The organism is Mesorhizobium sp. M1078 (assembly GCF_040318615.1).
Taxonomy (GTDB): Bacteria; Pseudomonadota; Alphaproteobacteria; order Rhizobiales; family Rhizobiaceae; genus Mesorhizobium.
Genome location: NZ_JAMYMP010000010.1, coordinates 88837 through 112226, shown reverse-complemented (window position 1 = coordinate 112226; position 23390 = coordinate 88837). Strand labels below are relative to the sequence as shown.

The 23390-nt window shown below is 58.7% G+C and carries 16 protein-coding genes and 10 pseudogenes; 20 read left to right on the top strand and 6 right to left on the bottom strand.

The genetic code is table 11. The annotated features are described in order from the left end of the window. The first annotated feature begins 10 nt into the window (after window positions 1-10). The 6 genes and pseudogenes from NKH38_RS15820 to NKH38_RS15795 form a co-directional block, all read left to right on the top strand. Window positions 11-898, top strand: coding sequence for a universal stress protein (locus tag NKH38_RS15820; RefSeq protein ID WP_352762813.1), 888 nt, complete (start codon window positions 11-13; stop codon window positions 896-898). A 1312-nt stretch (window positions 899-2210) separates the two neighbouring features. Further along, window positions 2211-3380, top strand: coding sequence for a TlpA disulfide reductase family protein (locus NKH38_RS15815; protein WP_352762816.1), 1170 nt, complete (start codon window positions 2211-2213; stop codon window positions 3378-3380). Window positions 3381-3874: 494 nt separating this feature from the next. Further along, window positions 3875-3994 carry a hypothetical protein gene (locus NKH38_RS33415; protein ID WP_502896627.1) on the top strand — a complete coding sequence of 40 codons (120 nt, stop codon included), beginning with the start codon at window positions 3875-3877 and terminating at the stop codon, window positions 3992-3994. A 378-nt stretch (window positions 3995-4372) separates the two neighbouring features. After that, window positions 4373-4690, top strand: coding sequence for a ferredoxin III, nif-specific (gene fdxB, locus NKH38_RS15805; RefSeq protein ID WP_023672812.1), 318 nt, complete (start codon window positions 4373-4375; stop codon window positions 4688-4690). 41 nt (window positions 4691-4731) lie between these two features. Then, window positions 4732-5043, top strand: coding sequence for an exopolysaccharide production repressor protein (locus tag NKH38_RS15800; RefSeq protein WP_352762907.1), 312 nt, complete (start codon window positions 4732-4734; stop codon window positions 5041-5043). A gap of 336 nt (window positions 5044-5379) precedes the next feature. After that, window positions 5380-5825: pseudogene (locus NKH38_RS15795) on the top strand (pyridoxal-phosphate dependent enzyme); the annotation flags it as partial. Window positions 5826-5868: 43 nt separating this feature from the next. On the opposite strand, the pseudogene NKH38_RS15790 reads toward NKH38_RS15795, so the two are convergent. Then, window positions 5869-7076 (bottom strand): annotated as a pseudogene (locus NKH38_RS15790) (IS3 family transposase). A gap of 70 nt (window positions 7077-7146) precedes the next feature. On the opposite strand from NKH38_RS15790, the pseudogene NKH38_RS15785 reads away from it, so the two are divergent. After that, window positions 7147-7471, top strand: a pseudogene (locus NKH38_RS15785) (1-aminocyclopropane-1-carboxylate deaminase); the annotation flags it as partial. A gap of 15 nt (window positions 7472-7486) precedes the next feature. Here the strand turns inward: NKH38_RS15785 and NKH38_RS15780 are convergent. The 3 pseudogenes from NKH38_RS15780 to NKH38_RS33405 form a co-directional block, all read right to left on the bottom strand. Continuing rightward, window positions 7487-7996: pseudogene (locus NKH38_RS15780) on the bottom strand (IS630 family transposase); the annotation flags it as partial. Window positions 7997-8100: 104 nt separating this feature from the next. Continuing rightward, a pseudogene (locus tag NKH38_RS33410) lies at window positions 8101-8199 on the bottom strand (IS630 family transposase); the annotation flags it as partial. A gap of 116 nt (window positions 8200-8315) precedes the next feature. Further along, a pseudogene (locus NKH38_RS33405) lies at window positions 8316-8474 on the bottom strand (IS630 family transposase); the annotation flags it as partial. Window positions 8475-8622: 148 nt separating this feature from the next. Between NKH38_RS33405 and NKH38_RS15770 the strand changes: the two are divergent. After that, window positions 8623-8848, top strand: a pseudogene (locus NKH38_RS15770) (1-aminocyclopropane-1-carboxylate deaminase); the annotation flags it as partial. A gap of 321 nt (window positions 8849-9169) precedes the next feature. Here the strand turns inward: NKH38_RS15770 and NKH38_RS15765 are convergent. Both NKH38_RS15765 and NKH38_RS15760 read right to left on the bottom strand, forming a co-directional pair. Further along, a complete protein-coding gene (locus NKH38_RS15765) occupies window positions 9170-9622 on the bottom strand; it encodes an Lrp/AsnC family transcriptional regulator (RefSeq protein ID WP_352765383.1) in 453 nt (150 codons plus the stop codon). A gap of 864 nt (window positions 9623-10486) precedes the next feature. Further along, window positions 10487-10708, bottom strand: a pseudogene (locus NKH38_RS15760) (transposase); the annotation flags it as partial. Between the two features lie 743 nt (window positions 10709-11451). Between NKH38_RS15760 and NKH38_RS15755 the strand changes: the two are divergent. The 12 genes and pseudogenes from NKH38_RS15755 to NKH38_RS15700 form a co-directional block, all read left to right on the top strand. After that, a complete protein-coding gene (locus tag NKH38_RS15755) occupies window positions 11452-12552 on the top strand; it encodes a GHMP family kinase ATP-binding protein (protein WP_352765381.1) in 1101 nt (366 codons plus the stop codon). Window positions 12553-12576: 24 nt separating this feature from the next. After that, a complete protein-coding gene (locus NKH38_RS15750; protein WP_352581777.1) occupies window positions 12577-13635 on the top strand; it encodes a cysteine synthase family protein in 1059 nt (352 codons plus the stop codon). After that, window positions 13632-16361 (top strand): lyase family protein, encoded by a 2730-nt coding sequence (locus NKH38_RS15745; RefSeq protein ID WP_352765378.1) that lies wholly within the window; start codon window positions 13632-13634, stop codon window positions 16359-16361. The genes NKH38_RS15750 and NKH38_RS15745 overlap by 4 nt, the downstream gene beginning before the upstream one ends. A 75-nt stretch (window positions 16362-16436) precedes the next feature. Then, a pseudogene (locus NKH38_RS15740) lies at window positions 16437-17758 on the top strand (IS256 family transposase). A gap of 295 nt (window positions 17759-18053) precedes the next feature. Next, window positions 18054-18200: a hypothetical protein gene (locus tag NKH38_RS15735; protein ID WP_352581775.1), complete on the top strand. Its 147-nt coding sequence runs from the start codon at window positions 18054-18056 to the stop codon at window positions 18198-18200. A gap of 265 nt (window positions 18201-18465) precedes the next feature. Beyond that, window positions 18466-19701, top strand: a complete 1236-nt coding sequence (locus NKH38_RS15730; RefSeq protein ID WP_352765376.1) for an ATP-grasp domain-containing protein — start codon at window positions 18466-18468, stop codon at window positions 19699-19701. 368 nt (window positions 19702-20069) lie between these two features. Continuing rightward, window positions 20070-20297 (top strand): transposase, encoded by a 228-nt coding sequence (locus NKH38_RS15725; protein ID WP_352581773.1) that lies wholly within the window; start codon window positions 20070-20072, stop codon window positions 20295-20297. A 67-nt stretch (window positions 20298-20364) separates the two neighbouring features. Then, a complete protein-coding gene (locus NKH38_RS15720) occupies window positions 20365-20760 on the top strand; it encodes a transposase (protein ID WP_352765374.1) in 396 nt (131 codons plus the stop codon). Between the two features lie 1156 nt (window positions 20761-21916). Further along, window positions 21917-22321 carry an ATP-binding protein gene (locus NKH38_RS15715; protein WP_352765372.1) on the top strand — a complete coding sequence of 135 codons (405 nt, stop codon included), beginning with the start codon at window positions 21917-21919 and terminating at the stop codon, window positions 22319-22321. Beyond that, window positions 22254-22676, top strand: coding sequence for an ATP-binding protein (locus tag NKH38_RS15710; RefSeq protein ID WP_352765387.1), 423 nt, complete (start codon window positions 22254-22256; stop codon window positions 22674-22676). Before NKH38_RS15715 ends, NKH38_RS15710 begins: the two co-directional genes overlap by 68 nt. After that, entirely contained in the window at window positions 22673-22855 is a 183-nt protein-coding gene (locus NKH38_RS15705) for a hypothetical protein (protein ID WP_352765370.1), read from the top strand. Before NKH38_RS15710 ends, NKH38_RS15705 begins: the two co-directional genes overlap by 4 nt. 126 nt (window positions 22856-22981) lie before the next feature. Further along, window positions 22982-23295 (top strand): annotated as a pseudogene (locus NKH38_RS15700) (transposase); the annotation flags it as partial. Between the last annotated feature and the right edge of the window lie 95 nt (window positions 23296-23390).

Here is a 23390-nt window from a genome sequence, read left to right as displayed (position 1 = left end):
AAGCAGTCAGATGGCCTTGAAAAGCCTACTCAGTGTAGCGGGAGCTGACCACTCCGATCGGGACGTCAGAACAGCTGCAAGCTTGTGCGCCGAGGTCGGCGCACATTTATCCGTCCTGATTATATCGCATGCGCCGCTCGTTATGTCGCCTCGGCCGCTAGGCGATGGCATCCCCGAATGGCCCAGACAACGCGCACACGCCATTGCCGCACTGGATAAACGGTACAGGCAAATCGAGAGATTTTCACAGGACACGGCCAGTCTGGAAAACAGATCCAGGGAAATTCACAAACTGCTGAGAGCCACGTGGCGGTGCTATGATGTCGATATTGCCAACTGCGATCAGGCCAGCGTCGGTGACGCGGTGCGACAGCGGGCGCTTTGCAACGACCTGACAATCGTCGGGCCCGCACTTCTCGACGACATTAACCTGGGACCCTTAGTTATCAACGGCAGCCTGTTCGATACCGGAAAGCCGCTGCTTGTCGTGCCGGAGGGCGCTGAGGCGACTCTGTCTCCACGGCGCGTTCTGGTCGGCTGGGATTCGCGAGTCGAGGCGTCCCGTTCGGTTCGGGAAGCGCTGGACCTCCTATCCGGTGCTGAGGAAGTTCGCGTCGCACTCGTCGATCCGGAGGCGACCTGCACCGGAAACGGCGCCGAGCCGGGAGCCGACATCGCTGCCTATCTCACTCGGCACGGTGCTCGGGTGTCGGTCGACCGGCTGGCGAGCCGTGGCAAACCGGTGGCCACGGTGCTAGCGCAGCACGCAATCGACACGTCTGCCGACCTGATCGTCATGGGCGCTTATGGCAGCCGCCGGCTCCGCGAGCGGCTCTTCGGAAGCGTGACGAGATGGATAGTTGGCAAGCCGTCTTTGCCGCTGTTTTTGGCCCGCTGACCGGTTCTGAAGTAGCACCGATGCTGTTCCAAGCTCTACTCCGCTGATCACCTACCCTGATACCAAGTCGGAGCAAGGTCGCCGCAAACGAGCAGGTTTCGCGAAGCTCATGAGCAACTTGCAAGCGCCGTCGCGAAGAACATTCCCGGACGCCCCTAACGCGCTCGGTGCTGCTCGCCGAGACAACCCGTAACGCGCAGACAAACGGCCGGGCAGAAGCCCAGGCGTCCTCAATGCGCTCAACACCAATACTCGAGCCGGCGTCAGGTCGAGAAAAGAGTCGTTTCAGCGCGGCAGGCCGCGTTCGGACCGTAGCCTCAGCGTATTGGCGTTATCACGATTTCCTTCACCATTGGCCGGGAACGGAACACGGCAACGACCGTGCAGCGGCCAAGGCACCGACCTTCGAGTCCGACGGTCGGGCTCTTGCCGGCCCTCGGCGCGAACGGTGGCATCAATCACGTGTCATCGCCCTGGGATGGTAGCCGGGTCAGCGGCGGGGGCGGCCGCATCTTCGGCGTTTTCATACTGCCCGGCCCACCGCGTGGCGACCGAGCGGTCTTGAGGCCGGTCAATTCCGACAGCGCTCACATCGCACCATGTGGTCCCTGTAGGTCCTGCGAAGGGACACAGAACAACAAAAGTAGGACCCGTGAGAGTTCACCGGCCCGGCACAGGCCGGCATTCATCCTGGCCCTCTTCGCCACAATCACATCTGACGATGACGGTACTCGCGACCCGCAGCCGGACATAACCGGCTTCTTCGTGAAACTCTGGCGTTGCGAGCCAGGAATTCAAGCGCAAAGCGGAAGAGGTAGGGCAGAGGCGATGCTCGGAGGGAGCGGCCCCTGCAATCGCAATGGCGTTCCGCTGAGCGACCGGAACGGCAACAAGCTCAAGCAAGCCTTGAGGCGGACGGTGATGACGTGGCTGGCGCTAGCCAACGCAGTCATGATGTCCATCTGTTCGTCCCTATATGTCGAGACGTCCGTGGCCACGCTTCTGTGCCGACGCGAAGCGGGTGATGCGTGTCCAAGACCTGACAATGGCAGAAAACATGTCGCGACTAGTACAACCGGCCCTAGTCGCCCCGGGAGCTTTTTTAAGTACAATCAAGCGTTTACTGCACGCTGAGCGCGTTGGCACGGCCTTTGCGAATTGAGATTCAGCAACACTGGCTGAGGCTGACTGCACGCAGATGCGCAAGACGAGCGATGCTCTCCCTTCCTCGAACCCTCGTGCTCCGTCTCAAAAGGGGAACAAGCTCGCGCATAAGGTCACGCGACCTTTGGCAACAGCTTTGGAAAGCGACTTGGTGTTGCAGATGGGGTCACCGGCTCCTTCAATCAAAGTGGAGGACTGGCTGCGTGGCGAGCCCCTTGCGACCTTCCAGCGCGGCAAAGTCTATATCGTCGAATTTCGGGCAACTTGGTGCGAACTGTGTGCGGCGGAGATGCTCGAGCTGATGCAGCTACAGGAGAAATACAAGGACAGCGGACTCGAGATCGTCGGGATCGCGGCTGATGAAGACGTTCCAACGGCCGTCGAGGCCCGGACCAAGTTGGACGCGTGGTTGGCCGAAAAGTGCCCGGATCTGAATCATCGGATTGCGTTCGACTTCACAGGCGAAATGAAGAAGCTTTGGAGGGAACCCAGCTTTTGCGTCGGGGTTCCGACCTCGTTCGTAGTCGACCGAGACGGCTGCATCGCCTTTATCGGTCATCCGAGCCAACTAGGTGAGGTTTTGCCGAAAGTGCTCAACGGCAGCTGGCGTACCAGCAACAAAGCGAAAGCGGCCGATCAGCAGCGGATCGCAACAAGCGAACCCCTGGCGCGCGGACAAGCGTTGAAGAAGCCGATCGATGACAGGTTCTGGGCGGCGGTGACGTTGGAAGATTGGAAGACGGCGCTCTGGGCTATCGAAGAGGGCATTGCCTTGATGCCGGACGACCTCAATTTCCGCCTGGCTCATGCGCATCTGTTGCTTCACAAAATCCAAGACATGTGGACCGGCTTGCCCGTGATGCGGCAATTGGTTCGCGACGCGATCGACAAAAATACCGAGGATTGGATGGTTTCGGCGCTAGACCAACTTTTCCATCCGGCCAATGACCATTCGCGCCTTCCCCCTGCTGAGCGCTTCGCGATGGGCAAGGAGCTGTCCGAACACATCCTGGCGCTGAATCCCCCGCAAGGCGACAGTCCTAAGTTCCGGTCCTATCCCGCGGTCGCCCGGTACTATCACGAGAACGGCAACAATGATCGCGCGATCGAGTTGGTCGAACTGGCACTGACGTCGCTGGATGGTGCGGAGCCTATCCCAGCCGAATTGAAAGAGCAGCATCTGCCGGATTTGCTGGAGGCCCTCGCCAGGTACAGGGGTGCGAAGGCTTGTTGCGGCGCTCTCTTTGCGGCTCGGCAAAACAGTTTCCCGAGGGTGCCAGATCGCGGTCGGCCGAGGAAGAAAGATAAAAAAGGGTAATTGGTCGAAATGGCTTACTGGCCAATTCGTCCATTTCCCTGGCGTGACCGCAGGAAGGAGGTCCATGCAGCACTTGGTCCAACGTTTGCAGCAGGATCGAGGCTCGAATCTTCATGGCCTCCCGCATTGCGGCGGAAGCGATCTTCGACGCGAATCCGCGTGGAAGACTTCGCAGTCAAGGACGTGTTCAAGGTCGAGGGACATCAATTGCGTGGAATCAGCGGGGCCGAGCCAAGCGTCGGCTGCGCAAGCGTGCCCGAAGTAGGCGCCCCAGAAAAAAGACATCGTGCTTCGAGGAAGAGGACTGAAATGAGCAAAAGGCGAGATGTCTGATGCCCCGGTCAGCCCGGCTGTCAACGAGGACGAGGCGGCCCTTGCCACCCCGTTCGTCAAATGCCTGGTGCGGATGATCCGTGCTCTATGGGAAGGCAAATCTGACGCCACGCTGCTGGCCGACTTCATCATCACCAGAAAAGCGCCAAGCGATCCGTGGCATGGGCTACCCCGATCCGGACGTGCTGTCGAGGCTCGATTTGTTTTACATCGCCGTCGGGCTTGCCATTGCGGACCGTCTCCGCCCGGTGACATCGCCAATCGTGGAGATGAAACCGTAAGGACTTCGGGCCGTGCTTTTCATGGTCGGGCAACTCGTCTTTCTGTCCAGACGTCCATGGGTTCGGCTTCGAGACGTTCAGGAAGATCGCGGAGGCCGGTACGAAACTGGTCGACGATTCGACTTCAGCCATCGAAGCCTAGCCCGACGTGGCACGGGCGTGAAGAAACCGATTTCGAGGAAGGATTTATGTGAAAGCTAGACGAGATGGAAGAAAGTCCGAAGGCTTCAGCTGCGCGCTTTGCCAAGAGCAATTGCGACCTTGCAGAGGATCTCCCGGGAAAATGGACTGAGATAGAGGAAGTTGCTCAGGAAAGTCGGCGGTTTTTTCCGAGTTCGATGGTGCCAAGAGAGCGCTCGCTGCAATGAAGAAGTTACGATGACGAACACATTTATCACCCGCGACGGCTCCGGATGGGTGCCGGAATATCTCACCGCTATAGACGGCACGACCTGCATCGGCTGCGGCCGCTGTTTCAAAGTCTGCTCTCGCGAGGTCATGCATCTTTACGGCGTCGATGACGCGGGTGAAATCCTCGGCGCCTGCGACGGCGAAGACGACGATTTCGATGGCGAGCTCAATCGCATGATCATGGTCGTCGATCATGCCGGCCGCTGCATTGGCTGCGGGGCCTGCGCCCGCGTCTGCCCGAAGAACTGCCAGACCCATGTTGCGGCCGATCAGGTCGCAGCGTGATCTGAGGAGACAAAACCAGGAGAACGGCGTTGCCCTTTAGAATGTTTTGTCAAGTCCTAGGGGTGGTGCTGTGCAGCACCGCACTGACTGTCTACTTCGCATCTCATTCAATCGGCACAGTAGTCGTCACGACCCTGGCTTGTTCCCTGCTCCTTCAGCTGGCGTATTTCGCAAGCGTGCTCTTACTGATCTGGCGGTCTGGCTGCATTAGCCGAGCTGGCCAAAGGGCTGAGCATTTCGGCAGTTGCAAGGAAGTTGGATCCGAGCCGCCAGACCTTGATGAGGTGACGAATGAATCCGCAGATTTGCTCCAGCGCGATCAAATGCTGGCCATATCGCTGCTGCTGCCTTGAGATGCCATGACAAGGTTAGTGCTCAAGCTGGCACCACTTTGTACCAACCATAAGTATTGAGCAGTTCTCGAAGGAACACTTTGCTTAAGAAGTCGATTGGCAACCGCAATCCGGTCATTCGAGTATTCCAGTAGATGCAGTTGTTGAATGCCATACCATCGTAGCCCTCTCGCAGTACGCCGGCGTGCGGTTGCAACTCTCAATGACGAACGAGGCGCTGGAAATAGTAATGGGACTCTTCGGCGCCGGATAACGCAGATGACGCCAAACCAAAGACACCTCTAGAATGACTCATGCATGGCTTATTCAGCTCCATCGCGTGTTGCCGGAGAAAACATGCTGGAAAAGCTCGAACGCTATCCGCTCACCTTTGGGCCCACGCCCACTGAAAAGCTCGACCGCCTCTCCAAGCAGCTGGGGGGCGGGTTGGAAATCTACGCCGAGCGCGAGGACTGCAACTCCGGTCTCGCGTTTGGCGGAAACAAGCTCCGTCAGCTCGAATACATCATCCCCGACGCGATCGTGTCAAATGCCGACGCTTGTCTCCATCGGCGGCGTGCAGTCCAACCACACGCGGATGGTCGCCGCGGTCGCCGCCAAGATCGGCATGAAATGTCTACTGGTTCAAGAGAGCTGGGTACCCCCATGAGGATGCCGTCTACGACCGGGTCATTCTCCTGAGCGGCATCATGGGTGCAGAGGTGTGCCTGGTCGACCAGGGATGCGATACCGGCATCCGCCGCAGTTGGGAACAGGCGCTCTACGAGATAAAAGGCAAGGGGCGGCAGACCCTGTGGAGTGCTCCCCGTTTCACCGGCAGTCGGCTTAGGTTGAGATAGCCCTGATGAACTGCCGAGGGGAAGCCACCTTGAGCGCGGAGTGTGGATGGATTTCGTTATAATCGTCGATCCATCCGTCGATCTGCCGGAGTGCGGTTTCGGCATCCGGAAGGGGTGAGATGCGGACGTAGTCCCGCTTGAGGGTTTTGACGAAGGCTTCTGACATGCCGTTGACTGGGGCTGGCGACGGGTGTGAAGCACGGCACAAGGTTCAGGGCCTGGGCGAACAGTCTCGTGTCCCTTGCGGTGTAGGCCGAGCCGTTGTCGGAAAGGTGCTCGATGGCGTGTGGCGCCCGGGTTGCGCCGAAGCGTTTCTCGAGGCCTCCAGCATCATATCGCGGACATCGGAGCCGGATATTCCGGCGTTGGCGACAGCCGCCCAGGCGATGATCTCCCTGTCGAAGGCATCTATGATGAAGGCGAGCCGGATCAGCTCGCCTTCCAGCAGGCAAACTCCAAACCGTCGGAGCACCAGCACAGGTTCGAGCGCATGACCATGACCTTGCCATCATGGACACGGCCCTTGCGAACGGCGGTGTGTTTCTCCACGAGCATGGCGTAGTTGCCCATGATGCGGTGGATACGCTTGGCGTTGACGGGCGCCTGATCGGCGGCTCGCCTTTCCCGGTTGAGAAGGGCGGCGATCCGCCGATAGCCATAGGTCGGTCGTGCATCGACCAGCCTGCGAATGGCTGACAGCAATTCAGCATCCTCGGCCTTGCGATAGGGACCACGCGGCTTCGACTTGCCCTTCAGTCGTTCGGCCAAATTGGCGCGGGAAACACCCAGAGTGTCGGCCACCGTCTTCATCGGGAACCGTCCTTCGGCAACAAGATCGGCCGCGAGATCTGTTTTTTTGAGTGAGCTTTCGAGAGGGCCTCGCGCAGAATCTCGACTTCCAGCGTCTTGCGGCCAAGCATGCGTTCAAGTTCGCGCACGCGCTCTTCGAGCTTCTTTACCTCGGAATTGCCGACGACAGGCTTGTCTGAATCCACGGCGGCTGCACCTCCCTCGCTCAACAACCTGCGCCAACGATAAAGAAGGTTGGGCGCAACGCCATGACGCCGCGGTCGACGATACCGTCTCGCCGGCCTCAAAACTCTCCTCGATGATCTGCAGCTTTTGCTCGGTTGTCCATCGCCGGCGGCGGACGTCGCCTGTGATCACTTCGATGCGTCGATACTCGTTGGAGATAAGCCTATCCTCAAGCCTGTGCTTGAGCCTTTCTGCTTATGCCGACTGTCCGGTCGAAACGGGGGGCAGTTCACCCTGTGCGATACCAGTCGGGGCGTCTGTTCACCCGAACGGCGGCCTCGGTTATCTGGGGTTCGCGGTGAAAGTGCGCGCCCAGGAAAAACAGCTTGGGTTTGCCTTCGACTATATCGTCGTTTGCACGGTCACCGGGTCAACGCATGCCGGGATGCTCGTCGCATTTGCAAGGACGGTCGACAGCGCAACGTGATCGGAATCGATGCCTCTGCCACCCGGCGAGAACCAAGGCGCGGGTGCTAAAGATTGCCCAACCTACAGCGGAGCTCGTCAATCTCGGAACGGAACCCGTCGAGCATGACGTGGTGTTGCTCGAAGACTAGAGCACGTCCTGTTCAATCTGGGTCATACCCGGCTGCCTTGAAGTAGTTGGCGCATTCGTCAGGGGTGAAGCGTTCGAGGATCGCGCCGACCGTATCCCAGAGCGCGGCGATTGTCCTCTCGGCCTTGGCGCGCATCAGCGCCTTCAGCTTGGCGAAGGCGTTTTCGATCGGATTGAAGTCGGGACTGTAGGGCGGCAGGTAGAGCAGGCTCGCACCCGCCGCTTCTATTGCGTCGCGAGCGCCCGCCGCCTTGTGGACGGGCAAGTTGTCCATCACGACGACGTCGCCGCGTTCGAGGGTCGGAACCAGCACTTGGCTGACATAGGCGAGGAACACAGTGCCGTTCATGGCGCCGTCGTAGACGAAGGGGGCGGTCATGCCGGTCAGCCGCAGCGCTCCGGTGAAGGTGGTGGTCTTCCAATGCCCGTGCGGCACGCCAGCCCGGCAGCGTTCGCCGCGCGGCGCTCTTCCGCGCAGGCGCGCCATCTTCGTGGAGAGGCCCGTCTCGTCGATGAACACCAGCTGTCAATGACCACGGAATCGGGACCCTGGTTTTTCGCGCAAGAATGAGGACCCTGTTTGAGGGGTGATTTTCGTCCCTCATTCCATGAAAAATCACACACCAGCTTCGCCGGATCGAGATCGAGCTGGCCGTCGAACCAGTCCCGGCGTCGCTTCAGGATGTCGGGGCGGTCCTGCTCCAGTGCGTGCGCGGACTTTTTTTGAATGTCCAGCCGTGCCCGCCGAGCCAGGCGCTCAAGGCGCTGCGGCTGATCCGAACCGACTGCTCGACCTCCAGCCGCGCCACCATCTCGTTCAGCGTGATGTCCTTGCGCTCCTCGATCAGCCCGACGATGAAGGCGTCATGCGCATCGAGGCTGGACGCGCGGCGGCGACCCTGCGGCCGCGGCCCAGTCTCGCCGATCTTCGCCCGAGCAATCCAGCGGATCGCACTTGATATACCCACACCAAACCGCGCCGCGGCTTGGCGCGCCGACATACCTTCGTCCAAAGCCTTCAACACACGCCACCGCAGATCGCCACTCAGTGCTTTCCCATTATCCACCTCCGTCGAGATGAATGTTGAATCAGCACACAACGCGGACGTCACTTCACAATCGATTCATCGATGGCAGGACGTGCTCTAGGCATACCCGCACTATGGCATTCCGTCCGAGAAAAAAGGAGGCCATCCGCCTGTGCGCGCGGCTCGAGGGCATGATACTGATCCCGTCTACGAGGGCAAATCGAATGCAAGGGATGATCGACCTCGTCCAGAAGGGCTTCTTTCCGGAGCGATCGAGAGTCCTATCCGCGCATCTCGGCGGCACGCCGGCGATCAATGGTTACAGCCACACCTTCCGCAATGGCTGACGCTCGACAGATTGAGATTGCGCTATCCTGCCGTGCCGGCGACGCGCTCAAAGTTTTCGAAGGTCTTAGCAAATCGAGGAAGTCAGCTGTTGACTGCCCCCAAGGCGAAGAGGATCGAGTTCATCCGGAATGTCTTAATCGGTGGAGTGAAAAGCCAAAGGACACCAGAAGGAGCTAGTCAAGAGATTAGAAAGTCTTTCTTTCCATTGGGGTCTGCGAGAGCCCCGTTGCAAACTCTAGACTTTCCTGGAGACCGGAGAAGTTGGAGTGAGGGCCCTTCAAAGGCGGCTCGGATCTATGGCTTCAGCAATCCGCCGAAAGCTATACCGTGACCCGGGGCTCGAACTTAACACGATCAAGGCTGATCATACTCCTAAATTTTCGCACGTTGGGGTTGGTATAGAGCTTTGTCTTGACAAAGACGTCAAAGGCATCGACGTCCTCGACCGCTACGACCAGGACGAAATCGGCGTCGCCCGTCACCATGTAGCATTGAGTTACCTCCTTGGCCGCGCGCATCGCGCGCTTGAAGTCGTCGACAAGGTCCAGACGTTCACGGTCAAGTTCAACTGTCACAACAATGGTAAGCGATTTGCCAAGAGCCTTCGGATTCACGAGTGAGATATCCGCAACGATTACGCCCTCCGCACGCAACTTGTTCACTCGACGCATGCATGAGGCGGCTGAAGAACCGACGAGTTCCGCGAGGTCGGCAAAGGAGTGCCGATTGTTCCTCTGTAGCGCCGTCAGGATCCTTTTGTCTAGGTCGTCCACCGTCTGATGCCCGGCCATACTTGAGATTTAATATTTGCTTCTCAATCTTAACAATTTCATAGTTCTCCGCAACGTTTGTTTCAAACCACCCGCAAAAGTGAAACAAACAAGCATTCATGATCTGGCAGTTAATCAAATATGCGCTCCTTCCGGATTCAACCCAGATCTGTCGGAAGTGGGTCTCGTAAGCTGACGGCATTTCAAACCCGCGCTTTGTGTGATCCGCATGTCAGCAGTGGACGCGTTTTTGGCTAGACGGCCGCACTCTGCCGTTTCCAGCATGCGCCAGCACATTCCTCATGAAGTGAGGCGTGCCCGTTGAAGAAGTTCGCTTGGGCGAACCGCTTTGAGATGAGACGGGATCCGCCTTCGCATGAGGGTTTGGCGTGACCCTCAGACCGCTCGTCTTGCTACCGACGGCTCGATCCGGAGCAGCGGAATACCAGCCGAAGGAACTGGACCAAATATGCGGCTGCCAGCCGCTTGAGGTTCACGGCCGGAGGCGTGAGAGTAGGCCTGGATTTTCATATCGGGAAGGCCGCGCCTGGAGCACTGACTACCTCGCTCCTCGGAGAGCTTCGCCATTAACCTGGATTCGTAGCCCTGTCTCCGTAGCGTCTCGCCGCTCGCATGGATCCGGCGATTTGAACATGCGAAGAAGCCTCTCTTGGAGGGGCTCACGCAACGGGTTGCTGGCTGGCTTGAGGTCGCAGGTCCGACAGGCGGCGGGCAGCGTTCGATCGTGTCCCGCGGCGTGGTGTAGTTGGCGGCATTGGTCGCCGTGCTCTCCGGCATGGGCCGGGCTGATCAGCGTGCCACGGCTGGCAGGCTGATCATGGGATCATCACTCATTTGGCTGATGGTTTCCAGGGTCATGTATCTGGCCCGCGTCTCCCAGTCCCGGTCGCGGTACCCATTGCGCTGGGCGAGCCGCAGCGGCTTCTTCTCGCCATAGCCGGCGCCGGTGGGCGCGCCGACCTCCGTTTCCATCGGCCGCTCGGCGGCAAAGCCGATCATCTCCCGCAGAAGATCGGCATCCGGGGTCTTCTCCACGACCGTGCGCAGGTTCATCATGTCGTCGGTCATCGGTGGTCCTTCCGAAATGGGTTGGCGTCAACAACCAAACCCTACCGGAAAGCGCCGATGACCACCGAAACGCCGCTCACTCGCTACAGCGCTACTAACGGCGCGCTCGCGAGCGGCTTCGTAACCGCCGAGCTACACCACCTGATGGACACGACCCAGCGTTCGACGAGGCGCGGCTCTCGTGGAGAGTCTTCGGCCCTGCGCGCGGATGGCCGAGGTGGCACGCAGGCACGGGGCCCGCCGCTGCCAGGTCTATGACTGGCCCGAGCGGCCTGATCGGAAGGCACGGCTCGCGTTGCCTTAAGGCATGGCCTCGGCCACCGGCTTTGCGGCGCTTGCGATGGGAGAGCCGGCGCGGAACCACGCGGCGGAGGCTTGCATCGAGAGCGTCTTGGGCGACGCCGTGATCTGGGCGGGGCATGACGTCGATGCCGGGCATCTGTCGCGGATGATCCGCGATGTACGTGGGGGCCCAACGATCCCGCCGGACTGCCAGATACCAGCGTATGCAAAGCAGGATCACTGAATGCTCAAACCGGTGTCCCTTGAACGTCGCCAACTCGCTGAGACGTTCCATACGGCGCCGCCGGCAATCAGGGGTGCAACAGATACTACAAGTAATTTCATAGAATCTTTGCAACCGCAAATCACTGCCAATGGTACGTTCACCCCAAAGTCTGAGGCCAAACAGTTAGGCACCTAGGTACTTGAAAGTATCCAAATGAAAAACGACCCGCACTCCGATGATCCAAGTCTCATCTCCTGGCAGCAAATCGAATGACAGCGCACGTTTTTGGGGAAGTGATATGCCGATCCAGCATTACACCTATTCCATCGACCCTGCAGGAAGCAGGGGGAGCATCACGACTACAGAATTTCTAGAAGCCGCCGCCGATGCAGTTTGGATGCCATACATGTGCCACCAGACGTTCGGAGGCACGGCTGAGCTTATCGCCGAGGATGGACAACAGCCAGGAATTCATTATGGCGAGGCTCTTTGTTGCGGCACATTCGGCGAGCTGCTCCAAGGCCAGTTGCCGACCGGCTCCCTTCCCGGCGATCCTCACTTCTTGGTCACGATGCCCATCGCGGTCTTTGCGCGAGCTCACTTTATGCCGATTGAAGGCACACGATCCGTAACCGTTTATCCACCACATAAACTCAAGGCAAAACGACTAGCTGAGAATCTCGTGATTGCTCTCGGTGTCTCAGGAGGAAGCCTCCTTTTGCAATCCGAGCTCCCCGAAGGCAAAGGGCTGGCGAGTTCGTCTGCGGATCTTGTTGCGGCTGCACGGTCAATCGCCTGCTGCTTCAAGCGGAGAGTCCGGACATCATTGATTGAGAAGCTAATGGCGGAGATAGAGCCATCCGACGGGGTGATGTACCCAGGAGTGGTCGCATATCAGCAGCGAGCATGTAGCCTTCTCTCCTTCCTAGGTCAAATGCCGCCGCTTGCAATCGTTGGTATCGATGAAAGAGGGACCATCGAAACCGTCGACTATGATCAACGGCGAGGTGAAATCCCCACCAGTCGCAGAGCAGAATATCACCAATTACTCGACCGCGCACGGATAGCAATTCCGCGGGGGGACACGGCCACGATAGGCAGAATAGCTATGGCCAGCGCGCTCCTGCATCAGGAGCGGGCTCCAAAGGAGCATCTAAACCCGACGCTGAAAGCATCCGAGGCCGTTGACGCTCTCGGGGTCATAGTCGCGCACAGCGGCACAATGATTGGAATCCTGCTTGATCGAATGGCGTCTGACTTTCCACGAAAGCTTAGGTCCGTGCTGGCGCATGTATCGCCGCACGACAACTCGCCAAAAATATATCTGACCCTGTGACTGGCCGCCGGTGAGGTAAGCCATATGGACGCTGTTCGCAAACGTCTGCCATTCTCCAGCTATTCCGATGCCTATGTTCTCCCCAGCATTATTAGGTGTGAGACAAACCTCTATGTAGCGCAGTTCGCGTTCATGAAGCTTCTCCCTGCCAAGTACATCATTGAGCAGGCCCTGGCTCGAGGGACTTTGACGCACGGCATGAAAGTTCTCGAGACCTCGAGCGGAACCTTCGCACTGGGTTTGGCCGTAGTTTGCCGGGAACGTGGATTCCAGCTTGAAATCTTCACGGACCCCGTGATGGACAAAGGCCTCGAAAACAGGTTGATCTCCTTGGGGGCCAAAGCCTTCATAATAACTGAAAAGGCGAAGCAGGGTGGTTATCAAACAAGCCGCCTCGACGCATTACATGCCAGGATGAGACAGTTGGGCCGCTCCTGTTTCTGGCCCCGGCAATACGAAACACCCGACAACCCCGCAGCCTATAAGCTCTTCGCCGATCAGATATCGGAGATGTTGGACGCCGACGTAACGTTGGTCGGTTCTGTGGGATCAGGCGGCTCTACTTGCGGAACGATCGAGCGCCTCCGCCAAAAAGCCCCTGGCGCGCGCCTTATTGGAGTGGACACTTTCAATAGCGTCATTTTTGGCCAACAGGATGGCGAACGGAAACTGCGGGGGCTGGGGAACAGTCTTGTCCCCAAGAACGTGAGGCATGAACTATATGACGAGGTGCATCTCGTCTCGGCTCCGCTCGCATTTGCTGCAACGCGAACCCTCCACGAGCGGTACGCCGTTTTCGCCGGTCCGACCTCCGGAGCAAGCTACATCGTCGGGTGTTGGCGCGCTCGACAGTATCCAGGAGAGACCGTAGTCGTCATATGTCCTGATGAAGGCCACCGCTACGTCGAAGCCGTTTACGACCACGGGTGGCTTAAGCAGAACGGATGTCTGCATGCAGGTGTTCTGCTGGACGAGCCGGCAACCGAAAATCACCCTTCGACCGCTCTCCCGCCATGGAACCGATATCTCTGGAAGCGGAGAAGCCGGGAAGCTGTCCTAAACGTTCTGGAGGACGCGTCATGATGAACCGAGGTAGCTTCCTTTTCGTGGAAAGCAACACGACGGGCACTGGCGAACTGTTGATAAACCGGGCCCGACTCCTAGGCTTTGAGCCCTACCTCGTCACGCGCGATCCTGCGCGCTATCCATCTCTTAAGGACTCGGTCGCCCAAGTGATCGAAGCTGAGACCCGCAGCCCGGATGAACTCATCGGGGTCGCCGCCAAATTAGGCAGGCTGGCAGGTATATACTCGTCGTCGGATTATTTTGTGGAAGCAGCGTCACGTGTCGCGACGGCGATGGGGCTACCAGCAGCGAATTCGGAGGCCATCGCCACATGCCGCAACAAATGGAAGCAGGCGGCCGAATTGCGGCGACAATCAATCAGGGTCCCTGAAACTCGGCTGGCCACTTCCGCCAGCGACGTCGAGAATATACTTGCCCAAGCCACTCTGCCGGTGGTCGTCAAGCCAGTGTCCGGCAGTGGTAGTAGCGGCGTGAGGTTGTGCGACAGTGCCGCAGCCGCCATCAAGGCGTTCGAGAGTGCAAGGGGTGCACTGCTCGATCAAGTGGATCTGCCCAGTCCCGACATCCTCATCCAGCAATATGTCGAGGGTAAGGAATACTCTGCAGAGATAATTGCGTACGATGGGACGCTGCATTGTCTTGGAATTCTTGCCAAGCACAAAGGGCCGGCTCCCTGCTTCGTCGAGGTAGGGCACGACTTCCCGGCCCCGCTACCGGAGCCATCCCTCAAGGAATTGGCTTCTTTTGCCGCAGGCGCGGTGTCGGCCCTGGGCCTGAATTTCGGACCGGCTCATGTGGAGTTCGTGATAACGGAGTCGGGCCCCGTCATCATCGAGGTCAATCCCAGGCTGGCTGGAGGAATGATTCCAGTGATGCTCTCCCACGCCCTGGGAACGTCAATCCTTGACATGGTGATTAGACTTTACGCGGGAGAAGGGTTCACGCCTCCACGCGCGAGCGCAAGGGCGGGAGCCATCCGCTTCCGACTTGCTCACACGTCCGGCAAGCTCAAACGCCTCAGCTTTTCTCGAAATCCAGACCCGACCGTGCCCGAGGCGGGGCTACTGAAATCTGAGGGAGGCGACGTTCAAATAAAGGGCGACTTCAGAGACAGAGTAGCCTATGCGGTCGCCGTCGCTGATGAACTCGATGCCGCCGCCGCGGCAGCTGATCGGATGATCGATTCCATTGTGATCGATATCGAGACGGCCGCTGGCGGATCGGACAAGCAAGACCCTGGGTCGAGCGAGGGCAGGTGGACCCTGCATCCCGAAGCGATGAAGTTGCTCGCCCCGCCTATAGATATCTCGCGCGATGGCCGCCTTCTGCAGCACCAGGCGGCCGTAGACGAAGCACATCTGGTCATGCTGGCAGACCAGGGCTTGGTCAGCCAGGCAGCCGCTGCCGATCTCCTCAAGCACATCTTGAACCTTCAGGACGAGGGCTTTCAGTCTTTGGAGGGCCGCGAGGCTCCGCGTGGGCTCTATCTTGCTTATGAGGCCGAACTTGCCACCAGAGCTGGCCCGGAAAAGGCCGGCTGGCTGCACCTTGCGAGATCCCGCAACGACTTGAACGCGACCATTTCTCTTCTGTTCCTTCGGGAAGCCGCGTCTTCCATCTCTCAACAGATAGGAATTGCACAAGGTGCCCTGCTTCAGCGAGTGGAGGAAGCATCGAGCCTTGTGGCTCCGTTGTACAGTCAGTACCAGATCGCACTCCCCGGATCGCCAGGGCACTATCTGCTTGGCGTCTTTTTCGCTCTGGGGCGCGAGCGCCAGCGCCTCCATAGCCTTCTGGAAGACATCAGGAACTGCCCTATGGGAGCTGGTGCCGGCGGAGGCACCAGTATGCCGATTGATCCTTCGAAAACCGCAAGTCTTCTAGGATTTGAAGAGCCGTCGTTCAACTCTCTTGATGCGGTCGCGAGCCGCGACCATCAACTGCACGGGCTTTCAATCTTTGCTAGCATCTCAACCTTGCTCAGTCGTGTGGCCCAGGATCTGCAGGTCTGGACAACACGCGAGTTCGCTCTCATCGATGTTCCCCGAAATCTTGCCGGCGGCTCTTCCATGCTGCCGCAAAAGAAGAACCCGTTCCTGCTTGAACACATCAAGGGGTCGGCAAGCACCGTAATTGGCGCATACGTCTCTGCGGCAACGGCTACCTGCAAAGCGCCTTTCAGCAACTCGATTGAAGTAAGCAACTACGGCTGCTCTCCTCTCAGGCTTTCAGAGGAGGCCCTGCAGAGGGCCATCATCCTCACATCGCTTATCGTGAAGTACATGTCGTTCAACGTGAGGTCGATCCGCGATCATCTCGAAGACGGGTCATCAATGACGGCCATCGCCGCCGAACGGATGGCGTCGCGAGGCATCCCTTTCAGGGAGGCCCACACACAAATTGGCGAGATCGTCCAGCGCCTGTCTCAGGATAGCTGCGCCACACAGCGCCGAAGCAAGCTTGCCAGCCAACTCGCTGGCGTGTTCCCGGCGAGTCTTGAAGAGTGCAGGGATGCTCTGCAGTTCGGAGGAGGACCCGGAAGACGATCAACCGATGACCAGCTTTCCGTAGCAAAAACGCATTTTCGGGACATGGAGCTGAAATGCGCCGAGATATCGGAACGCTGGGCGCACGCCGAGGTGCACTGCAAAGGGAGGGTGAAAGAACTGATAGGCGCTAAACCACCTGGAAGATCGGATAGAGCTATGGCGGAAACTGGGTGATGACGGTTTGAGGAGAGCGGCGTATCGAGGCGGGTGATGAAGCCTGCCAGAACCTCTCAAGGAGAGCGATACGCCATGAATGAGACTACCAATGTCTTTCGTCTTCGTCAGCCTGACGAGTTTGATGATCCCCTGACGGATGTGCTTCGCACCGGGGCGCGCAAATTGCTGGCGCAGGCGATTGAGATCGAGGCCGAGACGTTTCTTGCCGAGATGCGGGATCTCAAGTTCAAGCTTGCCGATGGCCGTGACCGGATTGTCCGCCATGGTCACGGCCCGGAGCGGAGCATCCAGACGGGCATCGGTCCGGTGCCAGTCAGCCGGGTGAAGATCCGGGATCGCGGCGCGAATGGCGAGGTTGATCGGGTCCGGTTCGCCTCATCGATCCTGCCGAAATGGGCGCGTCGGACGCGAAGTCTGGATGCGTTGCTTCCCGTTCTCTACCTGCGCGCTGTTTCGACGGGCGATTTTCAGGAAGCGCAGAGTGCGCTTGTGGGCAAGGACGCGCCGAACCTTTCACCCTCGGTGATCACGCGGCTGACGGCGGAGTGGAACGCCGATTACGAGCGTTGGCAAAAGCGCGATCTTTCGGCGCGCCGCTATGTCTATGTGCGGGCGGACGGGGTCTACCTGCAGGCGCGGATGGAAGACCAAGCCGAATGCATGCTGGTCCTGATCGGCGCCACGCCCGAGGGCAAAAAGGAACTCGTCGGTTTCCAGACCGGCGTTCGCGAGAGTGCGCAAAGCTGGCGCGAGCTGCTGGTCGACGTGAAGCGGCGTGGCCTGAAGATCGCGCCCGATATTGCCGTCGGCGATGGCGCGCTTGGCTTCTGGAAGGCGCTCGACGAGGTCTTTCCCGGCACCAGGCACCAACGCTGCTGGGTGCACAAGACCGCCAACGTCCTGAACAAGGTGCCGCTCTCGGTGCAGGCCGACATGAAGACGGATTTGCGCGAGATTTACGGCGCGCCGACACGCTCAGCAGCCGAAATGGCGATCGATGTGTTCGCCGAGAAATACGGCGCGAAGTACAACAAGGCGGTCGACTGCCTGAAGAAGGATCGCGAGACGTTGCTGGCGTTCTACGATTTCCCCGCCGAACACTGGGATCATCTGCGAACGTCGAGAGCCTCTTTGCCACCGTTCGCCACCGAACGGTGCGCACAAAGGGATCCCTGTCGTCGAAGACCGCCAGGCTGATGGTCTTCAAGCTCGTCATGGCCGCCGCCAAATCCTGGCGTCGATTGAAGGGTCAAAATCAGTTGCCGAAACTGCTCGCAGGTGCCAGGTTCCAGGATGGGATCAGCAGTCATCGAAATGAAGCCGCAAAGCGCGGCTTGATCAACCCCCGTCACCCAAAATCCATCATAGCTCGATCGGATATAGGGACAAGGTGATCAACGAGGAGGCACAGTATTCAATTTGGTGTGCGAACCAGTAAGCGCCGTTCGGCTGGCGCTCTGTCGGGCTTCGTCGGGTCAAAAAACTTGCCTCGATCATTTGAAGAGATGGATCGACACGATGCTTTCGGGCCAGCTACTACTCCCGCTCTGATTATAACAGTCGCGTCACCTTCCACTTTCACCAAATCGCAACCAACCGACGTTGCCCGGCTCGGCCTTGTCGACCAGATGGTGAGGCGTATGAGGTTGGGCATGCAGTTGATGTTTCAAAACGCGCGACGCATCGCTGATGTCCGCGAAAACCGTCACGCTCAATCGCCTCGCCGTTTATCTCGGGATCAAGGTGTGCGAACAGAAGGGAATTGTGCAGGTTCATTGCGTGTGGCGCGATGATATCTCCATCGCCACAACGGTTTCGAACCCTCCGGCCGAGTGATTGACGATAAATGGCTCGATTCGCCTCGATTTAATCCAAGGTACGCTCCATTATTTATCGCCTGTCATGTTGGTAAGGGGGAGCGCTACAATAAGCGGAAAAAATATCAGTGTTAAAAGGATATTCTAGAATATTCATGAATTCTTCACACCCGCAAATAACTGACACTGGTACGATCACCCTCAGAGTCATGGCAAGGTTGGCTAAAGAAGCGCGACCGATGTAGGTTTAGGCCGCCACATTGATCTTACTGAGGAAAACGCCAATGGCAAGAAGACGAGCGCTCATCCTGATTGAAGGTCATAACACTAGTGGTCTGCCATATGTGCAGGCGGCTAACCGCCTCGGACTTCACGCAGTTAACTTGGTGTCAGATCCAGGCTGCTACGACTATCTTGCGGCGGAACAGGTTAATGCAATCCGTATCGACAGAAATGACCTCGATTCACTGATCCGCGAATGTTCGGGGCTACGTGCGACCTATGACATTGCCGGCATTACTGGATTTGCGGACTTCGACGAGTCCACGTCTGCCACAGTTGCAAAACTCTGCCGGCACTTCGATTTGCCGGGACCGGACCCCGTGTCTATTGAACGATCCTGCGATAAACTGACTCAACGTCAGCTCCTCGCCCACTCCGGTGTTCCAGTGCCAGCTTATCGCTTAGTAGCGGATGCGGCGGAGGCGGAAAGCTGTGCTGCGCAGATCGGGCTGCCGGTGATTGTCAAGCCGACCGTTGGCAGCGGCAGCAGTGGTGTCCGATTGTGCTGCGACGTCGATGAGCTAGTCGAACATGTTACACATCTGTTGGGCGGGAAGCACGTATGGCGATCTTCGCCGAAAATACTGGTTGAAGAGTTCGCACAAGGCCCCTTCTATAGCGTCGAGATCATGGGAAATCAGGTCGTTGGGATTGTCGCCGCTGACTTCGGCGCACCACCGCATTTCGTGTTCCGGCAGACGAACTTTCCGGCTCCGCTGAGTGCTGATGCATATAAACGTATTTCCGACGTTTCGTTGAGCTGTTTGCGAGCTCTGGGCCTTAACTGGGGGCCAACGAACATAGAACTTCGGTGGACGAAGCATGGCCCGATCGTCATCGAAGTCAATCCGCGCCTTGCTGGCGCGCTTGAGCCGCAATTGGTCCGTCTGGCTTACGGTATTGACCTCATCACGGAGCACCTCAAGCTCGTTATCGGGCAGGAATGCGATTTACGCAGAAGGCATTCGCGGTCTGCCGCTGCGCGATTCTTAATTCCTGATCACGAAGGCACCCTTGATTGGATCAAAGGCGACGATCGGGCTGCTGCTGTATCGGGTGTTATGGAGATCAAATTGTATGTTCAACCCATGATGCCGATCGTCAGAAGGGGCGATTACCGAGACTGCATTGGACATATCCTCGCGGTTTCACCCAGTCTTGCCCAGACGGAAACGATACTTCAGCGTGCCGCCGGTTTAATTCACTGGTCGATAACCCCCAAGCTTGTCGAACAGTAACAGTCATCCACCGTTAGCCGCAGCGCCTCGAGGCAAGCCGCGGCGAAACGATAAGTGGCGATCGTCGTTAAGGAATAATGAGACCTGTGCGCGGGTGGCTGGACCGGCGCATTGATCTGTGATTCCCTCGATCTGATCAAGGGATTGAGGGATGCGATGTCACGTCGGCGCATAGGTCAGGAAAAGTTCGGTTTCGCCGTTGATGGCGGCCGACATTCGTCTTTGGACGAGCTTGCCAGACAGATTGACTGGGCGTCGATCGAGCGCCACCTGGCCGTGATTCCTGCGCGGCCAAGGGCGAGCCCGCCTGGCCGCCAACGACCTTGTTCAAGGCGATGCTGCTGTCGATCTGATACGATCTGTCGTACATGAAGCTTGCCGAGGCGTTGGACGACAGAGGATCGTTCCGGCGGTTCTGCGGGTTCTCGGCTTGGGAGCCTACACCAGAGCGGACGGCTTTCGTGCGTTTTCGAAAAGCCCTTGCGGCCATGGTCTGGACAGGACTCTGTTCGACGAGATCACCCGCCAGCTCAAGGCCAAAGCGATCCGGGTTAAGACTGGCACGCTTGTCGATGCGACAATGCCTCGGGCAGTGAGAATGATGACGAAGGCCATTGGGTCAAGCATAAGGGCCGACCAGCAGTCCCTGGCTTCAAAGCCCATGTGGGTGCCGACGCCGATACTGCTTTGGTCGAGGAGATTGCGATCACGCCCGCCAACATTAACGACGGCAGATCCCGGCGAGGTGTTTGCCGACAGCGCCTATCGAGGCAATCATTTCGGCGACGCAGTGCGGGCAAAGGGCGGGACCCCTCGTGTGTCGCCACCGGCATGTGGGGTCGGGACGAAGCCGAAATACGGGCACGTCTTGAGGCTTGGAACCAACCGATCCACCGCATTCGTGGTCGCATCGAGAAAATCTTCGGCACATGGAAACGAAGCTATGGTCTTCGCCGGATGCGATGGCGAGGGCTTGCCAAGGCAGGCGTTCAAATTCGCCTCACTGCCATCGCCTACGATATGAAACGTAGTTTGAAGGTCATCGCTATGGCTGGATAGCGGGTAAAAACACCGCTGGCGCTCCCACAAGAACGCCGAAAGCCACAGCCAACGACATTGGCCTTGATATCTTCCCGCCCATGTCCTGATCTGCCGACAAAACCAAACAAATCAATGCAATGCGCGTCCCGCACACAGGTCTCACGACGGTCTTGGCTGCTGACTCTTTTGTGATTTTGGCAGATTTGCGCGCGGGAATTCTCTGTTGCCGAAGGAGATTCGGCGATTGGATCGGCGGTGAAAGTTGCGGACGGACCTTTTGTGAACGGTCGTCAGGAAGTGCGCATAAATGGTGCCAGCAGGGAGATACAGGGTTCCGCGGGATCGCATAGGGGACCTCGCCCCCGCAGCGCAGCGTAGCGCGGACCGCGCGTAGCGAAGCTGCGGGGGCGGGGTCCGGGAAAATTTTTCGCCGATGCTTTTTCGGTGAAGCGCGTGGGGCGCTGGCGGAGCCGCAGCGCGTGCTTTAATCTTTTCCCAGATCGTTAAAGCAGGCGCGGCGCCGACCCAACCTTGCAAGTTTACCCGGCGCCGCACCCTACACCGTGCGGAACACGAATGCCGGGCTATTATGGCGCAGATGACACCTCGCGTCCACGTCATGGACACCGCCACAGGGTGGCAGAAGAGGATACCGGACGCTTCTTCCTTTGCGAGTGTTGCCGGGCTCAAACACTGATCTAGATGTTGCGACCGTGGACAGATCTATTGTGCCGGTGGTTGCGCGTGTGTTGCGCGTGCCGAGCGGCGACGGGATGTTGCCAGGCGTGTCAATGACCACGGAATCGGGACCCTGTTGTTTCGCGCAAAAGGTGGACGAAAATCACCCCTCAAACAGGGTCCTCATTCCATGAAAAATCACAGCCGCTCAGAACGGTCACTCCTTGCACTCAGCCGTCATCCGACTGAACCGACTGCTCGAGCACTACGAAGCCAATGAGCTTCAGGCAGGGATCCTGGAGGTCCTGGCACTCGAAGGGCCAGCGCCCCATCCCAACGCTGTGCAGTTGATCCTTGAGCGCCGACGTGAACGGCGGCGCCAACCCCCGTTGCTGCATGTCGCGCTGCCTCAGCATGTGCAGGACAAGGACAGTCCCGTCAGGCCCGCCCGCCTAGGCTAGGCTAGACCTCTACGACCAACTCAAGGAAACCCCCGATGACCACTCCTGATCCGCAAGACGGGCGTGACCGCGCCGCGCGCCTGCATCTGCACGGGCTTGTGGCCCACTGGCAGGACGCCACTCAAGCCGGATGGGCGCTTACGCTCCTCGACTGGGAAGAGGACGAGCGCGCCAGGCGCAGTCAAGACCGGCGGTTGAAGGACGCCAAGATCGGTCGGTTCAAGCCGCTCTGCGACTTCGACTGGTCCTTTCCGACCCGATGCGACCGACAGGCCATCGAGGCTCTGATGAGGCTCGCCTTTATCCGCGACGCCGGCAACGCCGTCCTTATCGGACCCAACGGCGTCGGCAAGTCAACATTCGCCCGGAACAATCGCCTACCATGCTGTCCTGAATGGCCACAACGCCCTGTTTACACGCGCCGGACAGCTTCTCGGTGATCTGGCCGCCATCGACAGTGCCTCCGCCCTCCGCCGGCGTCTGGCACATTACGCCGCCCCCACGCTTCTCGTAATCGACGAGGTCGGATACCTGTCCTATACCAACCGCCACGCCGACCTGCTGTTCGAGCTCATCAGCCGACGCTATGAGACCAAGAGCACTCTCGTCACCACAAATCGAAACTTCGCCGACTGGCACGAGGTCTTTCCCAACGCAGCCTGCGTCGTGTCCATGGTCGATCGTCTCGTCCACAATGCCGAGGTGATCGCCATCGAAGGCCAATCCTACCGTCTCAAAGACGCGACCGAACGCTCCGAACAGCGCGCCGTCCAAAGAAGGCCGGCAAAGCCATGACAGCACCTGCAAAACCAGGCTTGCCGCTCTTCTTCCCGCTAGACATCCCAACAACATGGACACCCGACCAGGCGCTCGCCGTCTTCGAGCTCCTCACCGAGCTGCGCGACAAGATCTGGTCATGCTACGCCATCGACATCCAGCAGGAGATCCAGAGCCAACAGGTCCCAACTGACTAAACCCAAACAGCAGCCCCTACCTCTCTCACAGGAAACCCCAAACGCAAGCGCGAATTTCCCCGCACCTTTTGCTGTTGAGTGCTCTGATGCATGCAGGTGTCCACCAAAATAGGTGGACACCAGGTGATGGACGAAGATGAGCAGAAACTGCGGGTGAGGCTTGTCGGTAGGGACGGGCGACGCCGATACGACCCCGCATCGAAGGACCGTCTTGTCTTGGCCTGCCTTGAGCCTGGCGTGTCGGTATCGAGGCTTGCGCTCGAACATGGGGTCAATGCGAACCTTCTTCGGAAGTGGATAAAGAGGCGCGCGGAGACTTTTCCTCTCCAGCCAAGGTGAGCGCGTCGCTGCCGAACGGCGTGACGTTGACGCTGGAATGCGGTGATGTGGATGCGTTGGCAGCGGTAATCGGAGCGCTGGGTCATGTTCACACTGGGCGGACGGGCTTGCCGGCGAGCGAAGGGGCGACGGGAAAGAAGCGCGGCCGCAGGGCCTTGCCGGAAAACCTGCCGCGCGAGCGTGTTGAGTATGACCT